Origin of the sequence: Bradyrhizobium sediminis (genome assembly GCF_018736105.1) — a bacterium.
GTDB lineage: Bacteria > Pseudomonadota > Alphaproteobacteria > Rhizobiales > Xanthobacteraceae > Bradyrhizobium.
This window is the reverse complement of the sequence record NZ_CP076135.1, coordinates 881753-904797: the sequence shown is the minus strand read 5'-3', so window position 1 is coordinate 904797 and position 23045 is coordinate 881753. Positions and strand designations below refer to the sequence as shown.

At 64.6% G+C, this 23045-nt stretch carries 23 protein-coding genes; 9 read left to right on the top strand and 14 right to left on the bottom strand.

What is annotated here, in order from left to right; genetic code table 11:
• Positions 1-261: 261 nt before the first annotated feature.
• A complete protein-coding gene (locus KMZ68_RS04365) occupies positions 262-837 on the top strand; it encodes a hypothetical protein (RefSeq protein WP_215614662.1) in 576 nt (191 codons plus the stop codon).
• A 91-nt stretch (positions 838-928) separates the two neighbouring features.
• Positions 929-2452, top strand: coding sequence for an ABC transporter substrate-binding protein (locus tag KMZ68_RS04360; protein WP_249779519.1), 1524 nt, complete (start codon positions 929-931; stop codon positions 2450-2452).
• 61 nt (positions 2453-2513) lie between these two features.
• Here the strand turns inward: KMZ68_RS04360 and KMZ68_RS04355 are convergent, their stop codons facing one another.
• The 5 genes from KMZ68_RS04355 to KMZ68_RS04335 form a co-directional block, all read right to left on the bottom strand.
• A complete protein-coding gene (locus tag KMZ68_RS04355) occupies positions 2514-3482 on the bottom strand; it encodes an NAD(P)H-dependent flavin oxidoreductase (RefSeq protein ID WP_215614661.1) in 969 nt (322 codons plus the stop codon).
• Between the two features lie 108 nt (positions 3483-3590).
• Positions 3591-4208 carry a hypothetical protein gene (locus KMZ68_RS04350; protein WP_215614660.1) on the bottom strand — a complete coding sequence of 206 codons (618 nt, stop codon included), beginning with the start codon at positions 4206-4208 and terminating at the stop codon, positions 3591-3593.
• Positions 4209-4261: 53 nt separating this feature from the next.
• Positions 4262-4861, bottom strand: a complete 600-nt coding sequence (locus KMZ68_RS04345; protein WP_215614659.1) for a YqaA family protein — start codon at positions 4859-4861, stop codon at positions 4262-4264.
• A gap of 45 nt (positions 4862-4906) precedes the next feature.
• The gene (gene hisE / locus KMZ68_RS04340; RefSeq protein ID WP_215614658.1) at positions 4907-5320 is read right to left on the bottom strand and encodes a phosphoribosyl-ATP diphosphatase; all 414 of its coding nucleotides are present in this window, start codon (positions 5318-5320) and stop codon (positions 4907-4909) included.
• Between the two features lie 126 nt (positions 5321-5446).
• Positions 5447-5866 (bottom strand): hypothetical protein, encoded by a 420-nt coding sequence (locus KMZ68_RS04335; RefSeq protein WP_215614657.1) that lies wholly within the window; start codon positions 5864-5866, stop codon positions 5447-5449.
• A 232-nt stretch (positions 5867-6098) separates the two neighbouring features.
• On the opposite strand from KMZ68_RS04335, the gene KMZ68_RS04330 reads away from it, so the two are divergent.
• From KMZ68_RS04330 to KMZ68_RS04310, 5 genes are all read left to right on the top strand, one after another.
• Positions 6099-7154 (top strand): ABC transporter substrate-binding protein, encoded by a 1056-nt coding sequence (locus KMZ68_RS04330; RefSeq protein ID WP_215614656.1) that lies wholly within the window; start codon positions 6099-6101, stop codon positions 7152-7154.
• 89 nt (positions 7155-7243) lie between these two features.
• On the top strand, positions 7244-9049 hold the full coding sequence (locus KMZ68_RS04325; RefSeq protein WP_215614655.1) for a glucan ABC transporter ATP-binding protein/ permease: 1806 nt from the start codon (positions 7244-7246) through the stop codon (positions 9047-9049).
• A gap of 181 nt (positions 9050-9230) precedes the next feature.
• Positions 9231-10748 (top strand): serine hydrolase, encoded by a 1518-nt coding sequence (locus KMZ68_RS04320; RefSeq protein WP_215614654.1) that lies wholly within the window; start codon positions 9231-9233, stop codon positions 10746-10748.
• 140 nt (positions 10749-10888) lie between these two features.
• Complete coding sequence (locus KMZ68_RS04315; RefSeq protein ID WP_215614653.1) at positions 10889-12574, top strand: long-chain fatty acid--CoA ligase; 1686 nt, start codon at positions 10889-10891, stop codon at positions 12572-12574.
• Positions 12575-12802: 228 nt separating this feature from the next.
• Complete coding sequence (locus tag KMZ68_RS04310; protein ID WP_215614652.1) at positions 12803-13288, top strand: peroxiredoxin; 486 nt, start codon at positions 12803-12805, stop codon at positions 13286-13288.
• 218 nt (positions 13289-13506) lie between these two features.
• Here the strand turns inward: KMZ68_RS04310 and rnhA are convergent, their stop codons facing one another.
• Genes rnhA through ispH form a run of 3 tightly spaced genes read right to left on the bottom strand, consistent with a single transcriptional unit; the run spans position 13507 to position 15919 of the window.
• Positions 13507-13968: a ribonuclease HI gene (rnhA, locus tag KMZ68_RS04305; protein WP_215614651.1), complete on the bottom strand. Its 462-nt coding sequence runs from the start codon at positions 13966-13968 to the stop codon at positions 13507-13509.
• Entirely contained in the window at positions 13965-14948 is a 984-nt protein-coding gene (locus tag KMZ68_RS04300; RefSeq protein WP_215604847.1) for a homoserine kinase, read from the bottom strand. Before KMZ68_RS04300 ends, rnhA begins: the two co-directional genes overlap by 4 nt.
• A gap of 5 nt (positions 14949-14953) precedes the next feature.
• A complete protein-coding gene (gene ispH / locus KMZ68_RS04295) occupies positions 14954-15919 on the bottom strand; it encodes a 4-hydroxy-3-methylbut-2-enyl diphosphate reductase (RefSeq protein WP_215614650.1) in 966 nt (321 codons plus the stop codon).
• A 216-nt stretch (positions 15920-16135) separates the two neighbouring features.
• Between ispH and KMZ68_RS04290 the strand changes: the two genes are divergently transcribed.
• On the top strand, positions 16136-16831 hold the full coding sequence (locus tag KMZ68_RS04290; protein WP_215614649.1) for a DUF1013 domain-containing protein: 696 nt from the start codon (positions 16136-16138) through the stop codon (positions 16829-16831).
• A gap of 320 nt (positions 16832-17151) precedes the next feature.
• On the opposite strand, the gene KMZ68_RS04285 is transcribed toward KMZ68_RS04290, so the two are convergent.
• From KMZ68_RS04285 to KMZ68_RS04265, 5 genes are all read right to left on the bottom strand, one after another.
• Positions 17152-17370, bottom strand: coding sequence for an alkylphosphonate utilization protein (locus KMZ68_RS04285; protein WP_215604844.1), 219 nt, complete (start codon positions 17368-17370; stop codon positions 17152-17154).
• 137 nt (positions 17371-17507) lie between these two features.
• On the bottom strand, positions 17508-17714 hold the full coding sequence (locus KMZ68_RS04280; protein WP_215604843.1) for a DUF6494 family protein: 207 nt from the start codon (positions 17712-17714) through the stop codon (positions 17508-17510).
• A 14-nt stretch (positions 17715-17728) separates the two neighbouring features.
• Complete coding sequence (locus KMZ68_RS04275) at positions 17729-17986, bottom strand: hypothetical protein (RefSeq protein ID WP_215614648.1); 258 nt, start codon at positions 17984-17986, stop codon at positions 17729-17731.
• A gap of 150 nt (positions 17987-18136) precedes the next feature.
• Positions 18137-20050: a propionyl-CoA synthetase gene (locus KMZ68_RS04270; RefSeq protein ID WP_215614647.1), complete on the bottom strand. Its 1914-nt coding sequence runs from the start codon at positions 20048-20050 to the stop codon at positions 18137-18139.
• A gap of 175 nt (positions 20051-20225) precedes the next feature.
• On the bottom strand, positions 20226-21002 hold the full coding sequence (locus KMZ68_RS04265; protein WP_371741460.1) for a hypothetical protein: 777 nt from the start codon (positions 21000-21002) through the stop codon (positions 20226-20228).
• 183 nt (positions 21003-21185) lie between these two features.
• On the opposite strand from KMZ68_RS04265, the gene KMZ68_RS04260 reads away from it, so the two are divergent.
• Positions 21186-21956 (top strand): hypothetical protein, encoded by a 771-nt coding sequence (locus tag KMZ68_RS04260; protein WP_215614646.1) that lies wholly within the window; start codon positions 21186-21188, stop codon positions 21954-21956.
• Between the two features lie 225 nt (positions 21957-22181).
• Here the strand turns inward: KMZ68_RS04260 and KMZ68_RS04255 are convergent, their stop codons facing one another.
• Positions 22182-22985 carry an SDR family NAD(P)-dependent oxidoreductase gene (locus KMZ68_RS04255; protein WP_215614645.1) on the bottom strand — a complete coding sequence of 268 codons (804 nt, stop codon included), beginning with the start codon at positions 22983-22985 and terminating at the stop codon, positions 22182-22184.
• Positions 22986-23045: the final 60 nt, after the last annotated feature.

The following is a 23045-nucleotide window of genomic DNA, read 5'->3' as shown; positions in this document are numbered from 1 at the left end:
AACGGCGTTGTCGCGCGATTTCGATCGCCGGCTGACGCACGAAGCGCATGATGCAAAGTCTGCATCCGGATCTTTGACTCGGATGCCACGACCGAACTCGTCATCTCGTTCGGCGCGATCGCGCGTTGTTCCGGGCGCCCCCTCGCCCGCCGGCTGGAACCTTTGTCCAATCGTTCCGGAGAAAAATCCGGAGTTCAGTTCCCGCGGCGCCATGGCGCCCGCGGTGCCATTCCCAAGCGTAGCCGTAGTGAGGAGTAGCGTATGAGTAGCTTGAGTGACCACGACCGTCTTAGTCCCGACAATCCCGAGTACTATGCCCCGCGCGGGCTGCGCGAAAGATTGGGGACACGATCACCGCTTTCGGACGAAGCAAGATCCGAACCCGCAAGGGCTCCGATCTCCCCGCCGGTCTCTCTCGATATCCAGCTCGAGAACGCGGTTTCCAGCGCCTTGTGGCACCCGCTGGCCCCCGAGATCATCCACGAGCCGCCGGGGCTGGCCCGCGAACTGGATCGGCGAAAGGCACTCGTCAGTGTCGTCGGCCGCTTCACGGCCGCCGTCGGCATTTCGGCCGTCGTGGCGCTGTTCTTCGTCATCATGATTCCCGCGTCCCGGCAACCCGACGCGGGTGCTCTCGCCGGCATGGTCCAGTCGGTAAAGGCGATGCTGATCCAGCCCGACGCCAGCAACGACGGGCCGAAACCCGCAACGGCCGAGTTTCAGACCATTCTGGCGTCCCCCCGGAATTCTCCGACCGTGACGCGCGAGCAGTCCGAACGACTGCTTCAACAGTTCGTTCAGTGGCGCCAGAAGCCGGCACCAAGCCAAGCGCCCTGAGCAACAACTCAAACAGGAAAGAGTGACGATGCTGCCTGATGATCGGTCCAACACGACCACGGTCCCGCGGAGCGCGCGATGCGCTCCCTGGATGCTGCTCCTCATAGGCACCTTGCTGGCAGGCGCCGCGAACGCGGCGCCCGGCAACGCGGAAATAGTGCGCGACCTTGCGAGCCGCGTCGGGCCGATCGTCGGTTCGGCGTTGGCCTGCCCGGACATCGCGCGGTCCCGGATCCAGACGATCTCCGACAAATTCGCGGCGGTGATAAGGGAGGGCTCATCCAACGAGGCCGAGCGATCGAACCTTACGCAACTGTTCGACCGCAGCGTCGCTGACGGCCGTAGCGCCGTGTCGTCGGGAAGGACCGACTGCAAATCGGCGGACCGCCAGCTGGCGGACCTCGAACGCTCGATCGCCGGGCCGAGCCTGGCGGCGGCCATTGGACCGCCGGCCGCGGTCGCAGCCCCTTCGACGGCGCCGATCGTCACCGCGCCTCCTCAGCGCGGCATCACCGACCGGGAAATCCGGTTCGGGATCGCGGCGCCGTTTTCTGGCGCCGCGAAGGAGCTCGGACGCCAGATGAAGCTCGGCATCGACACCGCGTTCAACCGGATCAATGATGCCGGCGGCATAGAGGGCCGGATGCTCCGGCTGATCGCGGCCGACGACGGCTATGAGCCGACGCGCACGACTGAGGCCATGAAGCAGCTCTACGAAAAGGATCAGGTATTCGGCATCATCGGAAATGTCGGAACGCCCACCGCCGTGGTCGCGGTGCCTTACGCGCTCGAGCGGCGGATGCTGTTCTTCGGCGCGTTCACCGGCGCCAACATCCTCCGCAGCGATCCGCCCGATCGCTACGTATTCAACTATCGGGCGAGCTATGCGGAAGAAACCGATGCCGTGGTCCGCTACCTCGTGAAAATGCGCAAGCTGCAACCCAGGCAGATCGCCGTTTTCGCCCAGCAGGACTCCTACGGCGACGCCGGATTCGCAGGCGTCGCCAAGGCATTTCGCGCGCTCGGCGCCAACGACGGCGCCATCGTTCGGCTCAACTACACGCGGAACACCGTCGATGTCGAGGATGCGGTCAATCAGCTGAAGGCGCAAAAGTCGATCAGGGCCGTGGTCATGGTGTCAACCTATCGGGCCGCCGCGAGGTTCATCGAGAAGACGCGCGATATCAATCCGCAGATGATCTACACCAACGTGTCGTTCGTCGGCAGCACCGCGCTTGCCGAGGAATTGAAGCTGCTGGGCGCGCGCTACGCGACCGGCGTCATCGTCACGCAGGTGGTGCCGGCGGTTTCCGGCTATTCATCGATCGTGCTCGAATACAAGAATGCCCTCGCCAAGTATTTCCCCGGCGAAGCGCCCGACTATGTCTCTCTGGAAGGCTTCGTCGCGGCGAACGTGCTGATTCAGGCCGTCAAGCGGGCCGGAACGCAATTCGATACCGAAAAACTGATCGACGTCCTCGAGAACACGCGCAATCTCGATCTGGGCCTTGGCACGTCGCTCAGCTTTGGCCGCGGCGAACACCAGGCCTCGCACAAGATCTGGGGAACCGCGCTCGACGAAACCGGAAAGTTCCAGCCGATCGAACTCGAATAGGGACCGATCGGCTGAAACGGCAGCGCCGTAGTGAGGACGCGTCTTCAGGTGAGGTTTGACCTCAAAGCGGCGGATCGACGGCTTCGTCGTATTCCTTCTTGAACCGCGCGATCAGTTCGGCGGCCGGCACGATCTTGCCGACGCTGCCGACGCCCTGGCCGCTGCCCCAGATGTCCTTCCAGGCCTTCGGCTTGGCGCGCTCGCCCGTGGCGTCGGTACCGAAATTCATTTTCGACGGATCGGACTCCGGCAGGTTGTCCGGGTCCATGCCGGCGGCGACGATCGATTTCTTCAGGTAATTGCCGTGCACGCCGGTGAACAGGTTGGAATAGACGATATCTTCGGCGGTCGAGGTGGTGACCATCTGCTTGTAGCCCTCCACCGCATTGGCTTCGGTGGTGGCGATGAAGGCGGAGCCGATATAGGCGAAGTCGGCGCCGAGCACCCGCGCCGCGCGGATCGCGCGGCCGTTGCCGATGGCGCCCGACAGCGCAACCGGCCCGTCGAACCATTGCCTGGTCTCGGCCACGAACGCGAACGGCGAGATCTCGCCGGCATGGCCGCCGGCGCCGGCGGCTACCAGGATCAGGCCGTCCGCGCCCTTCTCGATCGCCTTGTGGGCGAAGCGCTGGTTGATCACGTCATGAAACACGATGCCGCCCCAGCGATGCGCGGCCTGATTGAGTTCTTCGCGCGCGCCGAGCGAGGTGATGATCATCGGCACCTTGTGCTTTTCGCAAAGCGCCAGGTCGTGATCGAGCCGGTTGTTGGATTTATGCACGATCTGGTTGACCGCGAACGGCGCCGACGGCCGCTCGGGATGCGCCTTGTCGTATGCGGCCAATTCTTCCTTGATCCGCACCAGCCACTCGTCGAGCAAGGCCGGCGGACGCGCGTTCAGCGACGGAAACGAGCCGACGATACCAGCCTTGCACTGCGCGATCACGAGATCGGGCACTGAAATGATGAACAGCGGCGATCCGATCACGGGAATCGACAGACGGCCCTTGAACAAGGCAGGCATGGACATTCGAAAGATCCTCTTAGCTCATTCGGGGAAGGCGTGGTGCATTGGCCCGATAAATGCCAGACATCATACCAAGAAGGCAAATCCGCCTTTTTCGCTTGTGCCAAGGCGCTACTGGCATAGCGCGCGGGTCACGTAATTTTCGGTCCGGCAGTCGCCCGGCTCGCGTTTGTGGCCCGGCAGATACACCCTGGCCGAGCACTTTTCCGCAGCATCGGTATCGAGGCTCTTGCCTTCCTTGTAGCCCTTGCTCTGGCAGAGCTTGTCCGCGCCGGCCTTGCAGTCCGGCGCGCCGTTGGCCGACACCGGGCACCCCATGCGCCCGGTCACCATCAAGGAGGGCTTGGCCAGGCGCGACAGGCTTTCGCCGGCGTCCTTGGTGGCGTCCTTGGCACGGGCGTTGAGGTCCTCGATGGTCTCCTGTGGGCTCTTCAGCGGCGGCAGGATCGACTTGGATTTCTCCCACAATTTCCCGAGTTCGTTGATCAGGCCGGGATTTTCCTCCTGCGCCGGCGGCTGGGGCGGCGGCGCAGGCTCGCTCTGCCGGGGCGCGGGCCGGTCCGGCGCCGTTTGCTGGGCCGGCGACTGGACGCCGAGCGAGGATGGCGGCGGGGGTGCGGCCTGCGGCCAGCAGGCTTCCGTGGCCATGACTGAGATCGACAGCGCCGCGCAGGCGGTCGCGACATGCGTCCTGCACAGCGCCAGGATGTTGCCGGTGCGATCGAGCATGGCAGCGAGTCTAACCCGAACCCGCCGGCCGGCAAAGCGCTTCACGGCCGCGTTCAAATCAATCGAAATGCGACGTAGAATCCGAGCACCAGCACGGCGGCGCCCAGCGCCACCCACAACCCCAGATGCTTCTCGATCCTGGTCCGGATCCATTCGCCATAGCGGTTGAGCAGGATAGCCACCACGAAGAAGCGTCCGCCGCGCGCGATGATCGAGCACAGCACGAACAGCCAGACGTCGTAGCCGGCAAAGCCCGAGGTAATGGTCACGAGCTTGTAGGGGATCGGCGTCAGGCCCTTGCCGATGATGATCAGCGCGCCCCATTCGGCATAGGATGCCCGGAAGGCTTCGACCTTGCCGCTGAGACCATAGATCTGGATCAGCCATTGCCCGAGGGAATCGTACAGCAGCGCGCCGATGGCATAGCCGACGACGCCGCCCAGCACCGAGGTCACGGTGCAGACCATGGCGTAGAACCAGGCCCGCTCCGGCCGCGCCAGCGACATCGGGACCAACATCACATCCGGCGGTACCGGAAAGAACGAGCTTTCCGCGAACGACACCGCGCCCATGATCCAGGCCGAGTATGGCTTGTGGGCGGAGTCAATGCACCAATCGTAAATCCGTCTCAGCATGGCGCGATGAACCACCATGGAGCGGATTTGTCCATGCCGCGAAGTGCCCGAATTTGAGGAGGATTAGTGCCGCTTGCGCAGGCTGCGGCCTTCAAGCGCGACAATTCGTCGCCGGACGGCCGGGGAAGCGGCCGGAGCAGCAGCTGTCTTGCGCAGTTTGACGGATGATTTCGGCAGCTTCTCGGCGATGCCGAGCAGATGTTCGCGCCGCTCCATCTCGCGCCAGACGTCCTCGGGACGGACGCCGGCCGCCGCCCACAGCACGGTGAGATTGTAGAGAAGATCGGCGCTCTCGCGGACCACCGCATCGGAATTGCCATTGACGGCATCGATCACGACCTCGATGGCTTCTTCCGCCAGTTTCTTGGCCATCTTGGCCGGACCACGTTGAAACAGCCGCGCGGTTCGCGACGTTGCCGGATCGAGATCCTTGGCCGCGAGCACTGCCAGATAAAGCCTGCCGAGCGAATCACTCATCGTTCGAAACTAGTCGAATCCGATGGAAAGCGTGTTAACGGCAGGCCTTTCCGCACCCCCACGCCGAAAGAAATCCGCCGGCATCGTTAAGGCCGGCGAACCGAAGCCGGTTCGGGAAGGTAACGCTTACCAGCCGCCATAATAACTCTTGGCGCCGTCATAACCGTACCCGCCGTAGCCGTATGCGTCACGTCCACCATAGTAATAGGGGCTGCCGCCGTAATAAACCGGGCCTCCGCCGTAATAGACCGGCCCGCCGCCATAGTAATAATCGCGGCGGCTCTGGGCCGCGGCGATCGCAAGACCGGTGCCGACAATACCGGCGAAGGCAGCTGCCGCGGCAGCGCCGCCGCCCCGATAGTAACGGCGGCGGGCGCTGAAGTCGGTGGCGTCGCTGGTGGCGGTCGCGGCCTTCAGGCCCTCGCCTGCAGGCGCGGACCCGGCGCGCGCCATCGACGGCTCGACTGCCGTCAGCGCCACCGCGGCCACCGTCGCCATGACGGCGGTGCGACCAATCGATGAAAACGAACCTTTTCGCGCGAACATTTCAATGTCCTCCGTGGCAGCCTGGCCTGGCAGGCCTCGTCAAGCTAACCACTGGCCCCCATGTTAGGTTCCCCAATCCGAATGCAGGCTGAACGATCGGTGTCGAAATCATGGCACTCATCGACCGTTCAGATATGCTGCGGCAGAATGCCCGCCTCCGGCGCTTCAAAGCGCCATCAAACAAACAGAGCCGGCGCTGCAACTGGCGCCTGGCCCGCCTGAAGTAATCGCAATGCGTGCAGACCAGACCATTGCAGTCCGCTGCTTCCTGACTTCGCTGATCGGTCTGCTGGGTCTTGGCGGGTTCGACGCGGGAGCAAGCCGGGCTGCGGATGAAAAGCCCCCGGTTGCGGTCCAGTTTTCGCTCGATCGTCCGATCGATGCCAGCGCAGCTCCCTTCGTGCTGGCAGCCGCAAAGGGTTTGTTCGGTTCGGAGGGACTTTCGGTCAACACCAACATCGCCAGCGGATCGGCCGACGGCATTGCCCGCGTCGCCGCGGGGACCAGCGATTTCGCGCTGGTCGACATCAACGAACTGATCCGCTTTCGCGACAAGCCGGGCGCCCCGCCGATCAAGGCGGTGTTCGTGCTGTTCAACAAGGCGCCCTACGCCATCATTGCCCGCAAGAGCCGCGGCATTCATGCGCTCTCCGATATCGAGGGCAAGACGCTGGGCGTCGCCCAGGGCGACCTGTCGATCCGGCTGTGGCCGGCCCTGGCGCGGCAGAACGGGATCAAGGTCGCGGGCGTCAAGCAGCACAAGATCAGCGCCGCGGTGCGCGAGCCTATGCTGTCGGCGGGTCAGGTCGATGCCGTCACCGGATTTTCCTATCTGTCGGCCGTCAACTTGCGGGATCGCGGCGTTCCGGCCGACGACCTCGCGGTGCTTCGATTCGCCGACTATGGCTGCGAGGCCTACGGCTTCGCGCTCATCGTCAACCCGGCATTCGCCGCCAGTAAGCCCGAGGCGGTGAAGGGTTTCCTGCGCGCGGCGATTGCCGGCACCCATCTGGCGATCAAGGAGCCGGGGCATGCGGTGGATGAAGTCGTCAGCCGGATGGATGGCGGATCGCACGATCTCGAGCTGGAACGCCTGCGTGCCGTCATTCGCGACAACATCCTCACCGGCGAGGTGAAACGCAACGGCATCGGCAGCATCGATCCCGCCCGCTTCGACCGGTCGGTCGGCCAGATCGCCGAGGACTTCAAATTCCAGAAGCGGTCGGCGGTATCGGATATTTTCGACGATTCCTTCCTGCCGCCGATCGGCGGCCGCCTGATCAACTGAGCAAAACCTCGGCGGACGCCTGTATCTCCCCGGCGATCCCTGATTAGAATGCGGGCCTGACCGCCGTCCGCCCCGTGAGTCCCGCCCGCATGTCCATGCTTCGCCTTTATACCCGCGTCCTCGAACTGCTCGGCAAGGAAGCGCGGCTGGGCTGGATTCTCGCCGGCGCCAACCTGCTGCTGGCCGGCGCGCAATTCGCCGAACCGGTGCTGTTCGGCCGCATCGTCGACGTGCTCTCGGGCAAACCCGTCAGCGGTCCGCTGGCGTCTTCGTCGGCCTGGCCGCTGCTGGCGGCCTGGGCGGCGTTCGGCCTGTTCACCCTTCTGTGCAGTGCGGCGGTGGCGCTGCACGCCGACCGGCTGGCGCATCGCCAGCGCCAGGCGGTGCTGACGAATTATTTCGAGCACATCATGCAGCTGCCGCTGACCTTCCACACCGGCCACCATTCCGGCCGGCTGATGAAGGTGATGCTGAACGGCACCGACTCGCTGTGGCGGCTCTGGCTCGGATTTTTCCGCGAGCATTTCGCCGCGATCATGTCGCTGGTGGTGCTGCTGCCGCTGGCGCTCTACATCAACTGGCGGCTGGCGGTCCTGCTGTTCGTGCTGTGCGTGGTGTTCACGGTGCTGACCACGCTGGTGGTGCGCAAGACCTACGGCATGCAAAGCGAGGTCGAGGAGCACTACAGCGACCTGTCGGCGCGCGCCTCCGACGCGCTCGGCAACGTCGCGCTGGTGCAGAGCTTCGTGCGCGTCAGCGCCGAGGTCGAAGGCCTGCGCTACGTCGCCGACAAGCTGCTGGCGGTGCAGATGCCGGTCTTGTCGTGGTGGGCGCTGGTCACCGTCATCACGCGGGCATCGACCACCATCACCGTGCTCGCGATCTTCACCGTCGGCATCGCGCTGCACGAGCAGGGCCTCACCTCGGTCGGCGAGATCGTGATGTTCGTCAGCTTCGCCACCATGCTGATCCAGAAGCTCGAACAGGTGGTCTCCTTCATCAACAACGTGTTCATGGAGGCGCCGAGGCTGCAGGAATTCTTCAACGTGCTGGACGCCGTGCCCGCGGTGCGCGACCGGCCCGACGCGATCGATCCAGGCCGGCTCTCGGGCCTGGTCGAATTCAAGGACGTCTCGTTTTCGTATGACGGCAAGCGGCCCGCGGTCGAGGATCTTTCCTTCACCGCGCTGCCCGGCCAGACCATCGCGCTGGTCGGCCCCACCGGCGCCGGCAAATCGACGGCGATCGCGCTGTTGCATCGCGCATTCGATCCGCAGTCCGGCTTCATCAGGGTCGACGGCATGGATGTCCGCGGCCTGACGCTGACGGCGCTGCGGCGGAACATCGGCGTGGTGTTTCAGGAAGCGCTGCTGTTCAACCGTTCGATCGCCGACAACCTGCGCGTCGGCAAGCCGGACGCCACCGAGGAGGAAATGCGGATTGCGGCGGGCCGCGCCCAGGCGCTGGAATTCATCGAACGCAGCGAGCAGGGATTCGAGACCAGTGCCGGCGAGCGCGGGCGCATGCTGTCCGGCGGCGAGCGGCAGCGATTATCGATCGCACGCGCGCTGTTGAAGGATCCGCCAATCCTGATCCTCGATGAGGCCACCAGCGCGCTCGATGCCGTCACCGAGGCCAAGGTCAACGCGGCGCTGGACGAGGTGATGAAGGGACGCACCACGTTCGTGATCGCGCACCGGCTTTCGACCATCCGCAACGCCACGCGCATCCTGGTGTTCGACGGCGGCCGCGTGATCGAAAGCGGAACTTTCGACGAACTGGTGGCGCAAGGCGGCCGTTTTGCGGAACTCGCGCGAGCCCAGTTCATGGTGCAGGAAAATGCGCGGGCCAGCATCCAGGCGCCGCAACCGGACAGCGCGCCCGTCAAGAGTTAGACGGTGCCGAAAATTCGGCCTATTTCGTCCACGATTTAATCGCACAGCCTCTGTTCCGGGCCCCCAAGCCGGTATAGGTTTGCAGCCGCCGTAACCGACGGCGCCGGACACGCTTGAAACCCGAACGTCACACGCCAGACCTCCTCTTCGAAGGCGGGTCTCAAAGGACCGGAATCGGATAGTGCAGTTTCTTCGCCCTTCGCTTCGCAAGTCATCGTTGAACTGGATCGTTCTTGGCGCAGCGCTCGCCATTGTTGCGCCGCGCGTCGTGCATGCGGAAGCGTTGCTGGTGGTTGAAGCCGATACCGGCAAGGTGCTGCAGGCCGAGAACGCGACCTATCCCTGGTACCCCGCTTCCGTCACCAAGATGATGACGGCCTACGTCACGCTGAAGGCGGTCAAGGAAGGCCGGCTGTCGCTCGAGAGCACGCTGACGGTGTCGCCGGTCGCAGCCTCGCAGTCGCCTTCCAAGATGGGCTTTCGGCCGGGCACCCAGGTCACCGTCGAAAACGCGCTGCTGATGATGATGGTGAAATCGGCCAACGACATGGCCGTGGTGCTCGCCGAGGGCGTCGCCGGTTCGGTCGACGGTTTCTCCGCGCAGATGAATTCGACCGCGCAGCGGCTCGGCATGACGCAGACTAGCTACGTCAATCCGAACGGCCTGCCCGCCGAGGGCCAGATCACCTCGGCGCGCGATCTCGCGATCCTGGCGCGCGCGATCCTTCGCGACCTGCCGGAATACGAATATTTCATGCACACCCCCTCGATCCGGTTCGGCCGCCGGGTCACGCAGAATTTCAACAAGCTGATCGGGCGCTATCCGGGCGCCGACGGCTTCAAGACCGGCTTCATCTGCGCCTCCGGCTACAATCTGGTGGCATCGGCCACGCGCAACGGCAAGCGGCTGATCGCCGTCGTGCTCGGCGCGTCGTCGGGGCAGGCACGCGCAGTGAAAGCCGCGCAATTGCTCGAGCGCGGCTTTGCCAACAACACGCTGTCGTGGCTGCGGCCCTCGCTCGGCACCGTCGACAATCTGGTGCCGGTCGACGCCTCGCCGCCGAACCTGCGCGACGAGATGTGCAACGGCAAGCGCAAGCGGCCCGCCAGCGACGAGGACGAGGACCTCGTTGCCAGCGCCAGCGGCGGCGAAGCCGCCGTCACCTTCTTCACCGCCGGACTGCAGCCGCCGATGGCGAAGCCGTCCGAACTGCTGGCGGCGGCGCCCGCGGCGTCGCAACCCGTCGTGGTCTACACCGGCCCGAAGAAGACCGGCGACGCCCTGATCGCCGCCGTGGCCGTGGACGAGCAAAAGCAGACGACGCGGCATCGCGGAAAGAAGTCGCGGGTCGCAGCCGGGAAACCGGACGCTGCGGCCGAAGCGAGGACGGCGGGCAAGGATGCCAAATCCGACGCCAAGTCAGAGGCCAAGTCCGAAGCCAAATCCGATACCAAGTCCGGCAGCAAGCCTGCCGCGAAACCCGTCAGGCAGGCGCACGCCAAGCCGTCGGCCGCCCCCAAGGCTTCCGACAAGGCTTCCGACAAGCCGGCCGCCGCGACCGACAAGCCTGCCGCGAAGCCGGCCAAGCCCAAAGCTGCTGCTGAAAAGCCGGCTGCCAAGCCCGCGACCAAGCCCGCACCCAAGAGCAGCGAAGCCAAGCCTTCCGACCCAAAGACCGCCGCCGCGCCGCGCAGCTGAGCCTGATTTCGGCCGGCGGGGTTAACCACCGATGCGTCGATAACGCGCAGCCGCTTGCCATCGGCCGCCGCAATGCTCAATACTGACGGAAATAAGGCTTCCCGGCCTGACAACCGGGAACAAACCGGAGGGGAAATACCATGGAGCGCATCTGGCTCAAGCAATATCCGGCCGGCGTGCCCGCCGATATCGACGTGACCCAGTACTCTTCGCTCGTCGAATTGCTGGAAGAAAGCTTTGCGAAGTTCGCCGACCGCAAGGCCTTCATCTGCATGGACAAGTCGATCAGCTATCGCGATCTCGACGAGATGTCACAGGCGCTCGGGGCCTATCTGCAGAGCAAGGGCCTGCAGAAGGGCGCGCGCGTCGCGCTGATGATGCCGAACGTGCTGCAATATCCGGTATCGACCGCTGCCGTGCTGCGCGCCGGCTACGCGGTGGTCAACGTCAATCCGCTCTACACCCCGCGCGAACTCGAGCATCAGCTCAAGGATTCCGGCGCCGAGGCGATCGTGGTGCTGGAGAATTTCGCCCATACGGTGCAGCAGGTGATCGCGAAGACCGCGGTCAAGCATGTCATCGTCGGCAGCATGGGCGACCTGCTCGGCTTCAAGGGTGTGATCGTCAATCTGGTGGTGCGGCGCGTGAAGAAGATGGTGCCGGCCTGGTCGATTCCGGGCGCGGTCTCCTTCAACGACGCGATCGCGGCCGGCCGCGGCATGAGGCTCAACAAGCCGCAGCTCACGCGCGAGGACGTCGCCTTCCTGCAATATACCGGCGGCACCACCGGCGTCTCCAAGGGCGCGACACTGCTCCATCGCAACATCCTCGCCAACGTGCTGCAGAATGACGCCTGGCTGCAGCCGGCGCTGAAGAAGCCGCCGCATGTCGACGAACTGTTTATCGTCTGCGCGCTGCCGCTCTATCACATCTTCGCCCTGACGGCGTGTTTCCTGCTCGGCGTGCGGGCCGGCGGCGTCAACCTCCTGATCCCCAATCCGCGCGACATGCCCGGCTTCGTCAAGGAATTGATGAAGTACCAGGTCAACAGCTTCCCGGCGGTCAACACGCTCTACAACGGCCTCTTGAATACGCCCGGATTCGAAAAGGTCGACTTCTCCAAGCTGAAGACCTCGTTCGGCGGCGGCATGGCGACGCAGAAGGCGGTTGCCGAGAAATGGCTGAAGACCACCGGTTGCGCGCTGTCGGAGGGCTACGGCCTGTCGGAAACCTCGCCGACGCTGACCTGCAATCCCGCCGACACCGACAAGTTCTCCGGCTCGATCGGGATTCCCGTGCCCTCGACCTACCTCTCGATCCGCGACGACGACGGCAACGAAGTGCCGCTCGGCACCGCCGGCGAGATCTGCGCCAAGGGACCGCAGGTGATGGCCGGTTACTGGAACCGGCCCGATGAGACCGCCAAGGTGATGACCGCGGACGGTTTCTTCCGCACCGGCGACATCGGCGTGATGACGCCCGACGGCTACACCAAGATCGTCGATCGCAAGAAGGACATGATCCTGGTCTCGGGCTTCAACGTCTATCCCAACGAGATCGAGGAAGTGATCGCGAGCCATCCCGGCGTGCTGGAATGCGCCGTGATCGGCGTCGTGGACGCCAAGTCGGGCGAAGCCGTCAAGGCGTTCGTGGTCAAGAAGGATCCCAACCTCACCGCCGAGGACATCATCAAGTTCTGCCACGAGCAGCTGACCAACTACAAAATCCCCAAGCAGATCGAATTCAGGACCGACTTGCCGAAGACCAACGTCGGCAAAATCCTGCGCCGCGAACTGCGCGACGAGAAGAAGGCCGCGGCGGCCTGAGTATCGATCCAACCGCCGTCATTGCGAGCCGACGGGTCGCGCGAATGCGCGCCCGATGACGGGCTCCGCGAATCAATTCAGAGGCTGGCAAGGCCAGACTGGATTGCGTCGTCACTTGCGCTCCTCGCAACGCGGTCGGCCCCTGCCGCGATCAAACGATGGTGATGCGCTTTCCATCCCCCCGGAAAATGCTTTAAGAAGCATCCGCACCTTCAAGGAGAGTAGACGATGACCATCAAAGTTGGCGACAAGCTGCCCGAAGCGAAGTTTCGCGTGATGACGGCGGAGGGGCCGCAGGTCAAGACCACCGACGACATCTTCAAGGGCAAGAAGGTCGCGCTGTTCGCGGTGCCCGGCGCCTACACCGGCACCTGCCACAAGATGCACCTGCCCAGCATTTTCCTCAACGCCTACGCCATCAAGGACAAGGGCGTGAACACCATCGCGATCGTCTCGGTCAATGACGCCTTCGTCATGAACGCCTGGAAGCGCGACACCGACCAGCGCGACGAGGCCACCTTCCTCGCCGACGGCAATGCCGACTTCACCAAGGCGATCGGCATGGAGCTCGATGCTTCCGGCAACGGGCTCGGCATCCGCTCCAAGCGCTACTCGATGCTGGTCGACGACGGCGTGGTCAAGACGCTCAACCTCGAGCCGGCGCCCGGCAAGGTCGAGGTTTCCGGCGGCGATACGCTGCTCGGGCAGCTCTAGACGAGGCCTTTACTCTTCCCTTCTCCCCTTGTGGGAGAAGGCGGCCGTGGCGGCCCCCGGCCGCCTTTCTTCAAATACGGACGCCGATGCTTTGCATCGGCTATGTGAAATCCGCGCCGGATGAGGGGTCTTTCTCCGCGGAGAGAACCCCTCACCCGTCGCCTCACTTCGTGAGGCGCCACCCTCTCCCACAAGGGGAGAGGGAAGAGGCGCCCCAATCACTCCAGCCTCGTCTTCAGCCGCGCCATGGCGACGCCATCGCGGGCAAGTTGATCGGCGCGCTCGTTTTCGTCGTGGCCGGCGTGGCCCTTGACCCAGTGCCAGCGCACCTGGTGCTGGTGCAGCGCCGCGTCGAGCCGCTGCCAGAGGTCGACGTTCTTGACCGGCTTCTTGTCCGCGGTGCGCCAGCCGTTCCGCTTCCAGCCGTGGATCCAGCCGGTGATGCCCTGCCGCACATACTGGCTGTCGGTATAGAGATCGACCGTGCAGGGCTTCTTCAGCGCTTCCAGCGCCGAGATCGCGGCCATCAGCTCCATGCGGTTGTTGGTGGTATGGGCCTCGCCGCCCTTCAATTCCTTTTCGACGTCGCCGAATTTCAGGATCGCGCCCCAGCCGCCGGGGCCGGGATTGCCCGAGCATGCGCCATCGGTGTGAACGATGACCGAGGGGAGCGAACTCACGCCACCAGCCCCGAGGTTTCGACACCGTAATCGCGCATGCTGGCGACGCTTTGCTGGAACCGCAGCTTGCGGACATATTCCAGCGGATCCTTCGGGCGCACCAGCGCGCCCGGCGGCACGTTGAGAAAATCGACCAGCCGCGTCAGCAGGAAACGCAGCGCGGCGCCCCGCGCCAACAGCGGCAGCGCCGCCTGCTCGGCCTCGGACAAGGCGCGCTCGCGGCCATAGGCGTTAAGGAAGGCGCGCGCCTTGGTGACGTTGAACGAGCAATCGCTCTCGAAACACCAGGCGTTGAGGCAGATGGCGACGTCGTAGGCCAGCATGTCGTTGCAGGCGAAGGTGAAATCGATCAGGCCGGAGACCTTTTCACCGAGAAAGAACACGTTGTCCGGAAACAGATCGGCGTGGATCACGCCTTGCGGCAGGTTCTTCGGCCAGACGCCGCCTTCGAGATAATCGAGCTCGGCGCGGAGAAAATCAGCCAGGCCGTGCTGCAGCTCGTCGGCGCGCGAGGCGGCCTGATCGAACAGCGGACGCCAGCCCGATACCGACAGCGCGTTGGGGCGCGTCATCGCAAAATCGCGGCCCGCCAGATGCATCTTCGCCAGCGCCTGACCGACGCCGGCGCAGTGCGCGGCGTTGGGCTTGCGCGGCCAGATGCCTTCGAGAAAATTGATGATGACCGCGGGCCGGCCGGCCAGTTCGCTCAGCGCTTCGCCGCTCTTGTTCTTCAGGGGTTGCGGACAAATGATGCCGCGGCTGGCCAGATGCGCCATCAGGCCGAGAAAGAACGGCAGCTCGTTTCGGGCGACGCGCTTCTCGTACAGCGTCAGGATGAAATAGCCGGAGGAGGTGTGCAGCAGGAAGTTGGAATTCTCGACGCCCTCGGCGATGCCCTTGTAGGACAGGAGCTCACCGAGCTCGAAATGGCTCAAGAAGTCCGCAAGCTCGTCGGCGGCGACGTCGGTGTAGACCGCCATCGCGTTTACTCGGCTGCGTCGGGCCGCAGCGAACGCGGCAGCGGGAAGAACTCGTTCTCTTCCGCGGCCGAGACCGTCTCCACATGCAGTTCGTAACGCTCGGCGAAGGCGCCCATGATCTCCTCGACGATCACTTCCGGGGCCGAAGCGCCCGCGGTGATGCCGAGGCTCTTGATGCCCTCGAAGCGCGACCAGTCGAGATCGCCGGCACGCTGCGCCAGGACGGCAATCGGGCAGCCCTCGCGCTCGGCGACTTCGCGCAGGCGCTGCGAATTCGACGAGTTCGGCGCCCCGACCACGATCAGGGCATCGACGACAGGCGCCACCTTCTTGACCGCGAGCTGACGGTTGGTGGTGGCGTAGCAGATGTCTTCCTTGTGCGGGCCGGAGATGTTCGGGAACCGCTCCTTCAGCATCGCCACGATCTCGGCGGTGTCGTCGATCGACAGCGTCGTCTGGGTGACGAAAGCGAGGTTGTTGGGATCCTTCGGCGTGAAGGTCTTGGCGTCTTCCGCGGTCTCGATCAGGGTCACCGCGCCGGCCGGCAACTGCCCGAGCGTGCCGACCACTTCCGGGTGGTGGGAATGCCCGATCAGGAGGATTTCCCGGCCGCGCTTGAAATGGATCGCCGCCTCCCGGTGCACCTTGGTGACGAGGGGGCAGGTGGCGTCGAGCGAGAAGAAATTGCGGGCGCGGGCGTCGGCGGGAACCGATTTGGGCACCCCGTGGGCCGAAAACACCACCGGCGCATTGGTATTGTCGGGGATTTCGGCCAGTTCCTCGACGAAAATCGCGCCTTTGGTCTTCAGGCTGTCGACCACATAGCGGTTATGGACGATCTCGTGGCGGACATAGACCGGGGCGCCATAGATGGTCAGCGCCCGTTCCACGGTGTCGATGGCCCGCACCACGCCGGCGCAGAAGCCGCGGGGCGAGCAAAGCACGATTCTAAGGGGTGGTTTGGCCTGCATCGGAGCGATCTCGGACCGAATCACCCCTCGCCGCCGGGCAGGGAACGGTCAATTCGGATAAGGACTTGGGACTGCTTTCGGCCCCTGTCAAGGCCGTTCAGCAGGCCATTGCGCGCATACCCCCTGACGGCTTATATAGGGCGTAATTCCCGTCATCGCTGATGACCACTGGCTTCGCCTCCAAAAGAGGTGGGCGAAGCGCAAAGGAGATTTGCCATGAGCAATGCACCGCTGATGCCAAAGGCGACTGCCGTGTGGCTGGTCGACAACACCGCCCTGACCTTCGACCAGGTGGCCGATTTCACCAAAATGCACCCGCTCGAGGTCCGCGCCATCGCCGACGGCGACGCCGCCCAGGGCATCAAGGGCATGGACCCGATTTCCAACGGCCAGCTCACCCGCCAGGAGATCGAAAAGGGTGAAAAGGACCCGAACTACCGGCTCAAGCTCGAGGAGAGCAAGGTGACGCTGCCGCCAGCCGCCAAGAAGAAGGGCCCGCGCTATACCCCGGTTTCGCGCCGCCACGAGCGGCCGAGCGCGATCCTGTGGCTGGTGCGCAATCACCCGGAATTGAAGGACGCCCAGATCATGCGTCTGGTCGGCACCACCAAGACCACCATCGCCAGCGTGCGCGACCGCACCCACTGGAATGCCTCCACCTTGACCCCGATGGATCCGGTGACGCTCGGCCTGTGCTCGCAGATCGAGCTCGATTTCGAGGTGCAGCGCGCGGCCAAGGAAAAGCCGACCGACGTCGCCTATGGCGGCGCCACCCTGCTGCCGGCCTCCGAGACCACCCGCAAGGAAGCGGAATTCGAGCCGAGCGAAAAGCAGCGCGACGATCTCAATGTCGACGCCGTGTTCGCCAAGCTGAAGGGGATCGGCGGCAAGAAGCCGGACGACGAGGAGTAAGGGGCGGCCGCGATAGCGCACTGGACCCGCCCCGCCCACGGCTGTCATCCCCGCCACCGGGTCTCGCCTTCGGCGAGCCCGATGACAGGCTCCTGCGGGGATCCAGTACGCCGCGGCTTATCGGTTCAATCACTGACGTCTCTGGCATACTGGGTCACCCGCTTTCGCGGGTGATGACAGGTGAGGATGTGGCGTGCATTCGCACACAATCGGCTCAGGAAATCAGGCCGGGCGCGCCATTTCGGCACCGTAGAGAATGCGGCTGAATTGCCGGAATCACCCGCTGCCCGCAGCCGGCGGGACCTCGCGAGACCCCACCCTCACGCCTTCTTCAGAAACTCCGTGCGCAGCACCAGGCCCTTGACCTTGTCGGTGCGGCCCTCGATCTCGTCCGGATCGTCGGTGAGATGAATGCCCCTGATCACGGTGCCGCGCTTCAGTACGGTGGAGGAGCCCTTCAGCTTGAGATCCTTGATCAGCGTGACGTTGTCGCCCTCGGCGAGCAGCGCGCCGTTCGAATCCCTGACCTTGATGTCCATGACTTTTCCTCTTGCTTGCATATTGCTGCCACATGGTGAGGAGCGCATCTTTGCGCGTCTCGAACCATGAGGGGGACGAATATCATCCTTCGAGACGCGCGCAAGGGCGCGCTCCTCAGGATGAGGCCGATCGGCGGCTACCCCAGATCGATCTCGCCCGATATCTCGTGGGTGAAGCTGACGCCGCCGAGGGTGAGCACCATTTTGGCCGGCAGCTTTTCGCTGCCCTTGAGGCGGCCGCTGGCGACCGCGTCGCGCACCGCCTTCTCGATCTCGCGCTGCGAGGTGATGCCGACCTTCTTCAAAAATCCGCGCAGGCTGCTGTTGAAAACGTCTTCGTTCATGGTGGTCTCCTGATCTAGGGCCGCGAGGGATTGTTCAGCATGTATTCGCCGAGATTGCGCTGCCGCTTGTCGGCCCGGGCGTTGGCGCTGGCGCGCTGCACGTCGCGATCCTTGCGGCAGGCGACATATTCCGGCGAGCCGACGGCATGGCTGGCGCGGCAGAACGTATCATCATCGGGACCGCTGTCGACCATGGTCGGCTGTCCGCGCTCCAGGCAGCCCGCGAGCAGCGGGGCGAGAAGCAGGAATATTGCAGCAAATTTTATCTTCATGCGTTGCCTATCGAACCTCATGGTGAGGAGCCCGCTTGCGGGCGTCTCGAACCATGAGGCCCCGATCGCGCCACTCATCCTTCGCGACGCGGCTTACGCCGCTCCTCAGGATGAGGTCCAGAGAAATACGGCCTATTCAAGAAGGCCGTCTCACACCCTTCCCTTCAGCGCGCCCTGGATCTCGTCCAGCACCTTGGGGTCCTCGATGGTGGCGGGCATCGCCCACGCCTCGCCGTCGGCGATCTTCTTGATGGTGCCGCGCAGGATCTTTCCAGAGCGCGTCTTCGGCAGCCGCCCGACCGTGATCGCGAGCTTGAAGGCCGCGACGGGGCCGAGCTTGTCGCGCACCAGCGCCACGATCTCCTTTTCGATCTCGGCGGGCTTGCGGGTGACGCCGGCTTTCAGCACCAGGAAGCCGCAGGGCACCTCGCCCTTGATCGCATCCTTGATGCCGAGCACCGCGCATTCGGCGACGTCGGGATGGGCGGCGAGGATCTCCTCCATGCCGCCGGTGGAGAGCCGGTGGCCGGCGACATTGATGATGTCATCGGTGCGGCCCATCACCCAGACATAGCCGTCCTCGTCCTTGTAGCCGGCGTCGGAGGTTTTGTAGTAGCCGGGGAATTCGCTGAGATAGGATTCCTTGAAGCGCTCGTCCTGCTGCCACAGCGTCGGCAGGCAACCCGGCGGCATCGGCAGCCTGATCACGATCGAGCCCATGGTGCCCGCCGGCACCGGCTTCGTCGCCTCATCGACGACGTCGACCTGATAGCCCGGCATCGGCACCGTCGGCGAGCCGTGCTTCACCGGCAGCATGCCGAGGCCGACCGGATTGCCGGCGATGCACCAGCCGGTTTCGGTCTGCCACCAGTGGTCGATGACAGGCACCTTCAATTGCTGTTCCGCCCATTCCACCGTCGGCGGATCGGCGCGCTCGCCGGCGAGAAACAGGGTACGGAATTTCGACAGATCGTATTGCCGGATGAACTTGCCTTCCGGATCCTCTTTCCGGATGGCGCGGAACGCGGTCGGTGCGGTGAACATCGCCACCGCCTTGTGCTCCGCGATCACCCGCCAGAACGCGCCGGCGTCGGGCGTGCCGACCGGCTTGCCCTCATACATCACCGAGGTCGCGCCATGGATCAGCGGCCCGTAGACGATGTAGCTGTGGCCGACCACCCAGCCGATGTCGGAGCCGCACCACCAGACCTCGCCGGGCTTGACGCCGTAGAGGTTGAACATCGACCATTTCAGCGCGACCAGATGCCCGCCATTGTCGCGCACCACGCCCTTCGGGATGCCCGTGGTGCCGGAGGTATAGAGAATATAGAGCGGATCGGTCGCCAGTACCGGCACGCAGCCGGCGGATTTCCCTGCGGCGATCGCGTTGCCGCGCAACGTAGCCCAGTCATGGTCGCGGCCGGCAGTGAGTTCGCAGGCGTGGTGCGGCCGCTGCAGGACGATGCAGGTCTCGGGCTTGACGCTGGACAACCTGATGGCTTCGTCGAGCAGCGGCTTGTATTGCACGATGCGGCCGGGCTCGAGCCCGCAGCTTGCCGAAAAGATCAGCTTCGGCTTGGCGTCCTCGATCCGGGTGGCGAGTTCCTTGGCGGCAAATCCGCCGAACACCACGCTGTGCACCGCGCCGATCCGCGCGCAGGCCAGCATCGCAACCACCGCTTCCGGCACCATCGGCATATAGAGGATGACGCGTTCGCCCCTGGCGACGCCGAAATCCTGCATGATGGCGGCGAGCGTCTTCACCTCATGCAGCATCTCGGCATAGGTCAGTTTGGTGATGCGGCCGCCCGCCAGCGGCGAATCGTGGATCAGCGCCACCTGGTCGGCGCGCCCGCCTGCGACGTGGCGGTCGAGCGCATTGTAGCAGGTGTTGACCATGGCGCCGGCGAACCAGCGGCCATAGATTCCCATCGAAGGATCGAACACTTTTTTCGCCGGCTCGATCCAGTCGATCTCGCGCGCCGCCTCGGCCCAGAATCCTTCCGGGTCCTTGACCGAGCGGGCATGGACCTCGTGATACCGGCTGCTGCTCTGGATGTTCATGGCGTCGCTCCCGCTAGACTTAACCCGTCGTCCATAGAAGACGTGGATGGCCGGGACGAGCCCGGCCATGACCGAGATCAATTCCCGTCATTTTTCTTCGCGGCATTGTCACGCGATAACTCGACAATTCAAGGCTTAAACACTGCGACATTCGGCTAACGGCCGCGCCCGGCGGTTAGTTCGACTCGATCGCCAGCAGGCGGTCCAGCCGCTCCCTCATGGCCTTGCGCAGATCATATCCGGGCTGGCCGAATGCGGCGTTGCGGCGGGCGATGAACTCGTCCTGCTCGCGCTGCAGGGCCTTCCCGGCGCGCCGACTGTCGCTGCCGGCCTCGCGCACCACCTTGGTGTGCACGGCGTTGATCTCGCGGTCGAGATTGGCGAGCTCCGGGTTGGCGCAGATCGCCTTCTCGGCCGCATGCCGGGCGCCCGCGCAATTGAAGCTCGGCTTGTTATGGACCGCCATCAGCGCGCCCAGGCGCTCCAGCTCCTGCGCCAGCGACTTGTAGTTGCCCTTGGCCGTCAGGTGGTCCGGGTTCAGCTTGATGGCGGCGGCGAAATCGGCCAGCGCACGCCGGCGGTCGCCCTTCCGGCGCCAGAGTTCGCCCCTGATATTGAAGATATCCGCAAGCGCCGGGTCGAGCCGCAGCGCCGCGTCGTAATCGGAGATCGCGCTGTCGATCATGTCCTTGCGGTCATGGGCGCCGGCGCGCGCGATCAGCGCCTTGACGCGATCGGTCTTCGCCGTCTTGCTGTTGTCGATCAGCGGGCCGCAAATGGCGACGATCCTGTCGTCATCATTGGCCGCCGCCGCGGCGACGCAGGGCGCGGGGTCGGCCTGCAGATCGGCCGATGACCCGGTGCCGGTCGCGAGCGCGCCATGCAGCGGCGCTACCCACAGGACGAGAGCAACGGCCACATGGCGGATCAGGACTGCAGGACAAAATCGCATCGACCTACCTGGCGAACAACCCTCAATATTGGAGCGACCGCCGCCCGGCAATAGTGGCTGAGAACCGGATTGCGGCGGAATTGAGCGTTGATTGACATCCGGCGGGCTATGCCTGATGCCGCTTTTTTCTTGAACCATATGCCGGTCCCGGAGACTCAATACGCGCAAGGAGAATTCTGACGCATGACAACTTTGATCGACCATAATCCCGCGCGCGCCGCCACATCGTCGCCCGCGCAGTATTTCTACTTCTATATGGCGCTTTCGTGCACGGCCGTGGCGTTCCTCGGCTTCGCGCCAACCTACTTCCTTCCGCTGGCAACGGGATCGTTCCCGTCGATGCCGGTGATCCATTTTCACGGCCTGCTGTTTTTCGCCTGGTCGCTCTATTTTGCGTTCCAGACCTGGCTCGCCGCCTCCGGGCGGATCGCACGGCACCGCATGGTGGGGATGATCGGGGTGTCGCTGGCGACCGCGATGACGATCTTCGGTTTCCTGGCCGCGGTGAACGCGATGAAGCGGTCCGCCGCAATCGGACTCAGCAACGAAGGCATCGCGTTTGCGATCGTCCCGCTCAGCGGCATCCTGTTCTTCGCGGTGATCGTCACCCTCGCCATCGCCGCCACGCGCCGGCCGGAAATCCACAAGCGGCTGATGCTGCTGGCCGGCATCTCGGTGCTGGACGCCGCAGTGGCGCGCTGGTTCCTCACCTTCTTGGCGCCGCCGGGACCGCCCGGCCCGCCGCCGGTCCCGGTCACCATTCCTCCGGCTTTCGTCGCCTATCTGCTGCTGGTGGCCGCGATGATCTTCGACTGGCGCACGCGCGGGCGGCCGCACCCGGTCTACGTCTATGGCGGCATTGCGCTGGTGGCGATCAAGCTCCTGAACTGGCCGATCAGCACGACAGCGGCGTGGCATTCCTTCGCGGGGGGAATTCTGGCGATGGCGCAGTAGGCGAGAGGCGCCAAACTGACAGCGCGGGTGAACTGTCGTCCCTGCGATGCTGACTCTATCCCCCTCATCCTGAGGAGCCGCGCATCTTGCGCGGCGTCTCGAAGGATGAGGCCGGGAGCGGGGCCTCATGGTTCTCCCGGCGATGCGAAGCATCGTCCGGAGACGGCGCACCGGACAGCGCGAGAGCGCTGCCGGGAGTGCGCCTCCTCACCATGAGGAACGACCTCAACTCAGCTTCAGCGTGACGCCGCCATCGACCACCAGTTCGATGCCGGTGACGTATTTCGATTCGTCGGAAGCGAGGAACAGCGCCGCGTTGGCGACGTCCCAGGCTTCGCCCATGTGCCCCATCGGCACCTGGGCGTCGCGGGCGCGCCACATCGCCTCGACGTCGCCCTTGGCGTAACTGGCGGCGAGCCCGGCGGAGTGCTCGACCATCGGCGTCTTCATCAGGCCCGGCAGGATCGCATTGACCCGGACGTGCTGCGGCGCGAACTCGACGGCTGTGGTGCGCGTCATCTGGTTCATTGCGGCCTTGGTGGTGGCATAGGTGACGTAGGACACGCCGGTATGGCGGATCGAGGCGATCGACGAGATGTTGATGATCGAGCCGCCGCCCTGCTTCGCCATCACGGGAATGACGTGCTTCATGGCGAGGTAGGCGCTCTTCAGATTGACTGCGAACACGCGGTCCCAGTCCGCTTCCGAGACGTCGACCACGCTTCCCATCTCGGCGATGCCGACATTGTTGTCGAGCACGTCGATGCGGCCATAGGTCTTGAGACAGGCCGCCACCATCGCCTCGACGTCGGCGGCGCGCGACACGTCGGCGGTAAACGCGCTGGCCTTGCCGCCTTCGGACGTGATGATGTCGACGGTTTCCTGCGCGGCCTTGCCGTTGCGGTCGACGCAAAACACCTGCGCGCCCTCGCGCGCAAAGGTCACCGCAGTCGCCTTGCCGTTGCCCCAGCCCGGTCCGATCGAACCGGCACCGACCACCATCGCTGTCTTGCCCTTGAGCCGATCCATCGACTTCTCCCGTTGTGATGCTGTTGATCTTGTAGCGCGGATGGAGCGCCAGCGAAATCC

Coding starts and splice junctions, on each gene's coding strand:
- KMZ68_RS04365 (WP_215614662.1), top strand. CDS start 262: ATGAGTAGCTTGAGTGACCACGACCGTCTTAGTCCCGACAATCCCGAG.
- KMZ68_RS04360 (WP_249779519.1), top strand. CDS start 929: ATGCTGCTCCTCATAGGCACCTTGCTGGCAGGCGCCGCGAACGCGGCG.
- KMZ68_RS04355 (WP_215614661.1), bottom strand. CDS start 3,482: ATGTCCATGCCTGCCTTGTTCAAGGGCCGTCTGTCGATTCCCGTGATC.
- KMZ68_RS04350 (WP_215614660.1), bottom strand. CDS start 4,208: ATGCTCGATCGCACCGGCAACATCCTGGCGCTGTGCAGGACGCATGTC.
- KMZ68_RS04345 (WP_215614659.1), bottom strand. CDS start 4,861: ATGGTGGTTCATCGCGCCATGCTGAGACGGATTTACGATTGGTGCATT.
- hisE (WP_215614658.1), bottom strand. CDS start 5,320: ATGAGTGATTCGCTCGGCAGGCTTTATCTGGCAGTGCTCGCGGCCAAG.
- KMZ68_RS04335 (WP_215614657.1), bottom strand. CDS start 5,866: ATGTTCGCGCGAAAAGGTTCGTTTTCATCGATTGGTCGCACCGCCGTC.
- KMZ68_RS04330 (WP_215614656.1), top strand. CDS start 6,099: ATGCGTGCAGACCAGACCATTGCAGTCCGCTGCTTCCTGACTTCGCTG.
- KMZ68_RS04325 (WP_215614655.1), top strand. CDS start 7,244: ATGTCCATGCTTCGCCTTTATACCCGCGTCCTCGAACTGCTCGGCAAG.
- KMZ68_RS04315 (WP_215614653.1), top strand. CDS start 10,889: ATGGAGCGCATCTGGCTCAAGCAATATCCGGCCGGCGTGCCCGCCGAT.
- KMZ68_RS04310 (WP_215614652.1), top strand. CDS start 12,803: ATGACCATCAAAGTTGGCGACAAGCTGCCCGAAGCGAAGTTTCGCGTG.
- KMZ68_RS04300 (WP_215604847.1), bottom strand. CDS start 14,948: ATGGCGGTCTACACCGACGTCGCCGCCGACGAGCTTGCGGACTTCTTG.
- ispH (WP_215614650.1), bottom strand. CDS start 15,919: ATGCAGGCCAAACCACCCCTTAGAATCGTGCTTTGCTCGCCCCGCGGC.
- KMZ68_RS04290 (WP_215614649.1), top strand. CDS start 16,136: ATGAGCAATGCACCGCTGATGCCAAAGGCGACTGCCGTGTGGCTGGTC.
- KMZ68_RS04285 (WP_215604844.1), bottom strand. CDS start 17,370: ATGGACATCAAGGTCAGGGATTCGAACGGCGCGCTGCTCGCCGAGGGC.
- KMZ68_RS04280 (WP_215604843.1), bottom strand. CDS start 17,714: ATGAACGAAGACGTTTTCAACAGCAGCCTGCGCGGATTTTTGAAGAAG.
- KMZ68_RS04275 (WP_215614648.1), bottom strand. CDS start 17,986: ATGAAGATAAAATTTGCTGCAATATTCCTGCTTCTCGCCCCGCTGCTC.
- KMZ68_RS04270 (WP_215614647.1), bottom strand. CDS start 20,050: ATGAACATCCAGAGCAGCAGCCGGTATCACGAGGTCCATGCCCGCTCG.
- KMZ68_RS04265 (WP_371741460.1), bottom strand. CDS start 21,002: ATGCGATTTTGTCCTGCAGTCCTGATCCGCCATGTGGCCGTTGCTCTC.
- KMZ68_RS04260 (WP_215614646.1), top strand. CDS start 21,186: ATGACAACTTTGATCGACCATAATCCCGCGCGCGCCGCCACATCGTCG.
- KMZ68_RS04255 (WP_215614645.1), bottom strand. CDS start 22,985: ATGGATCGGCTCAAGGGCAAGACAGCGATGGTGGTCGGTGCCGGTTCG.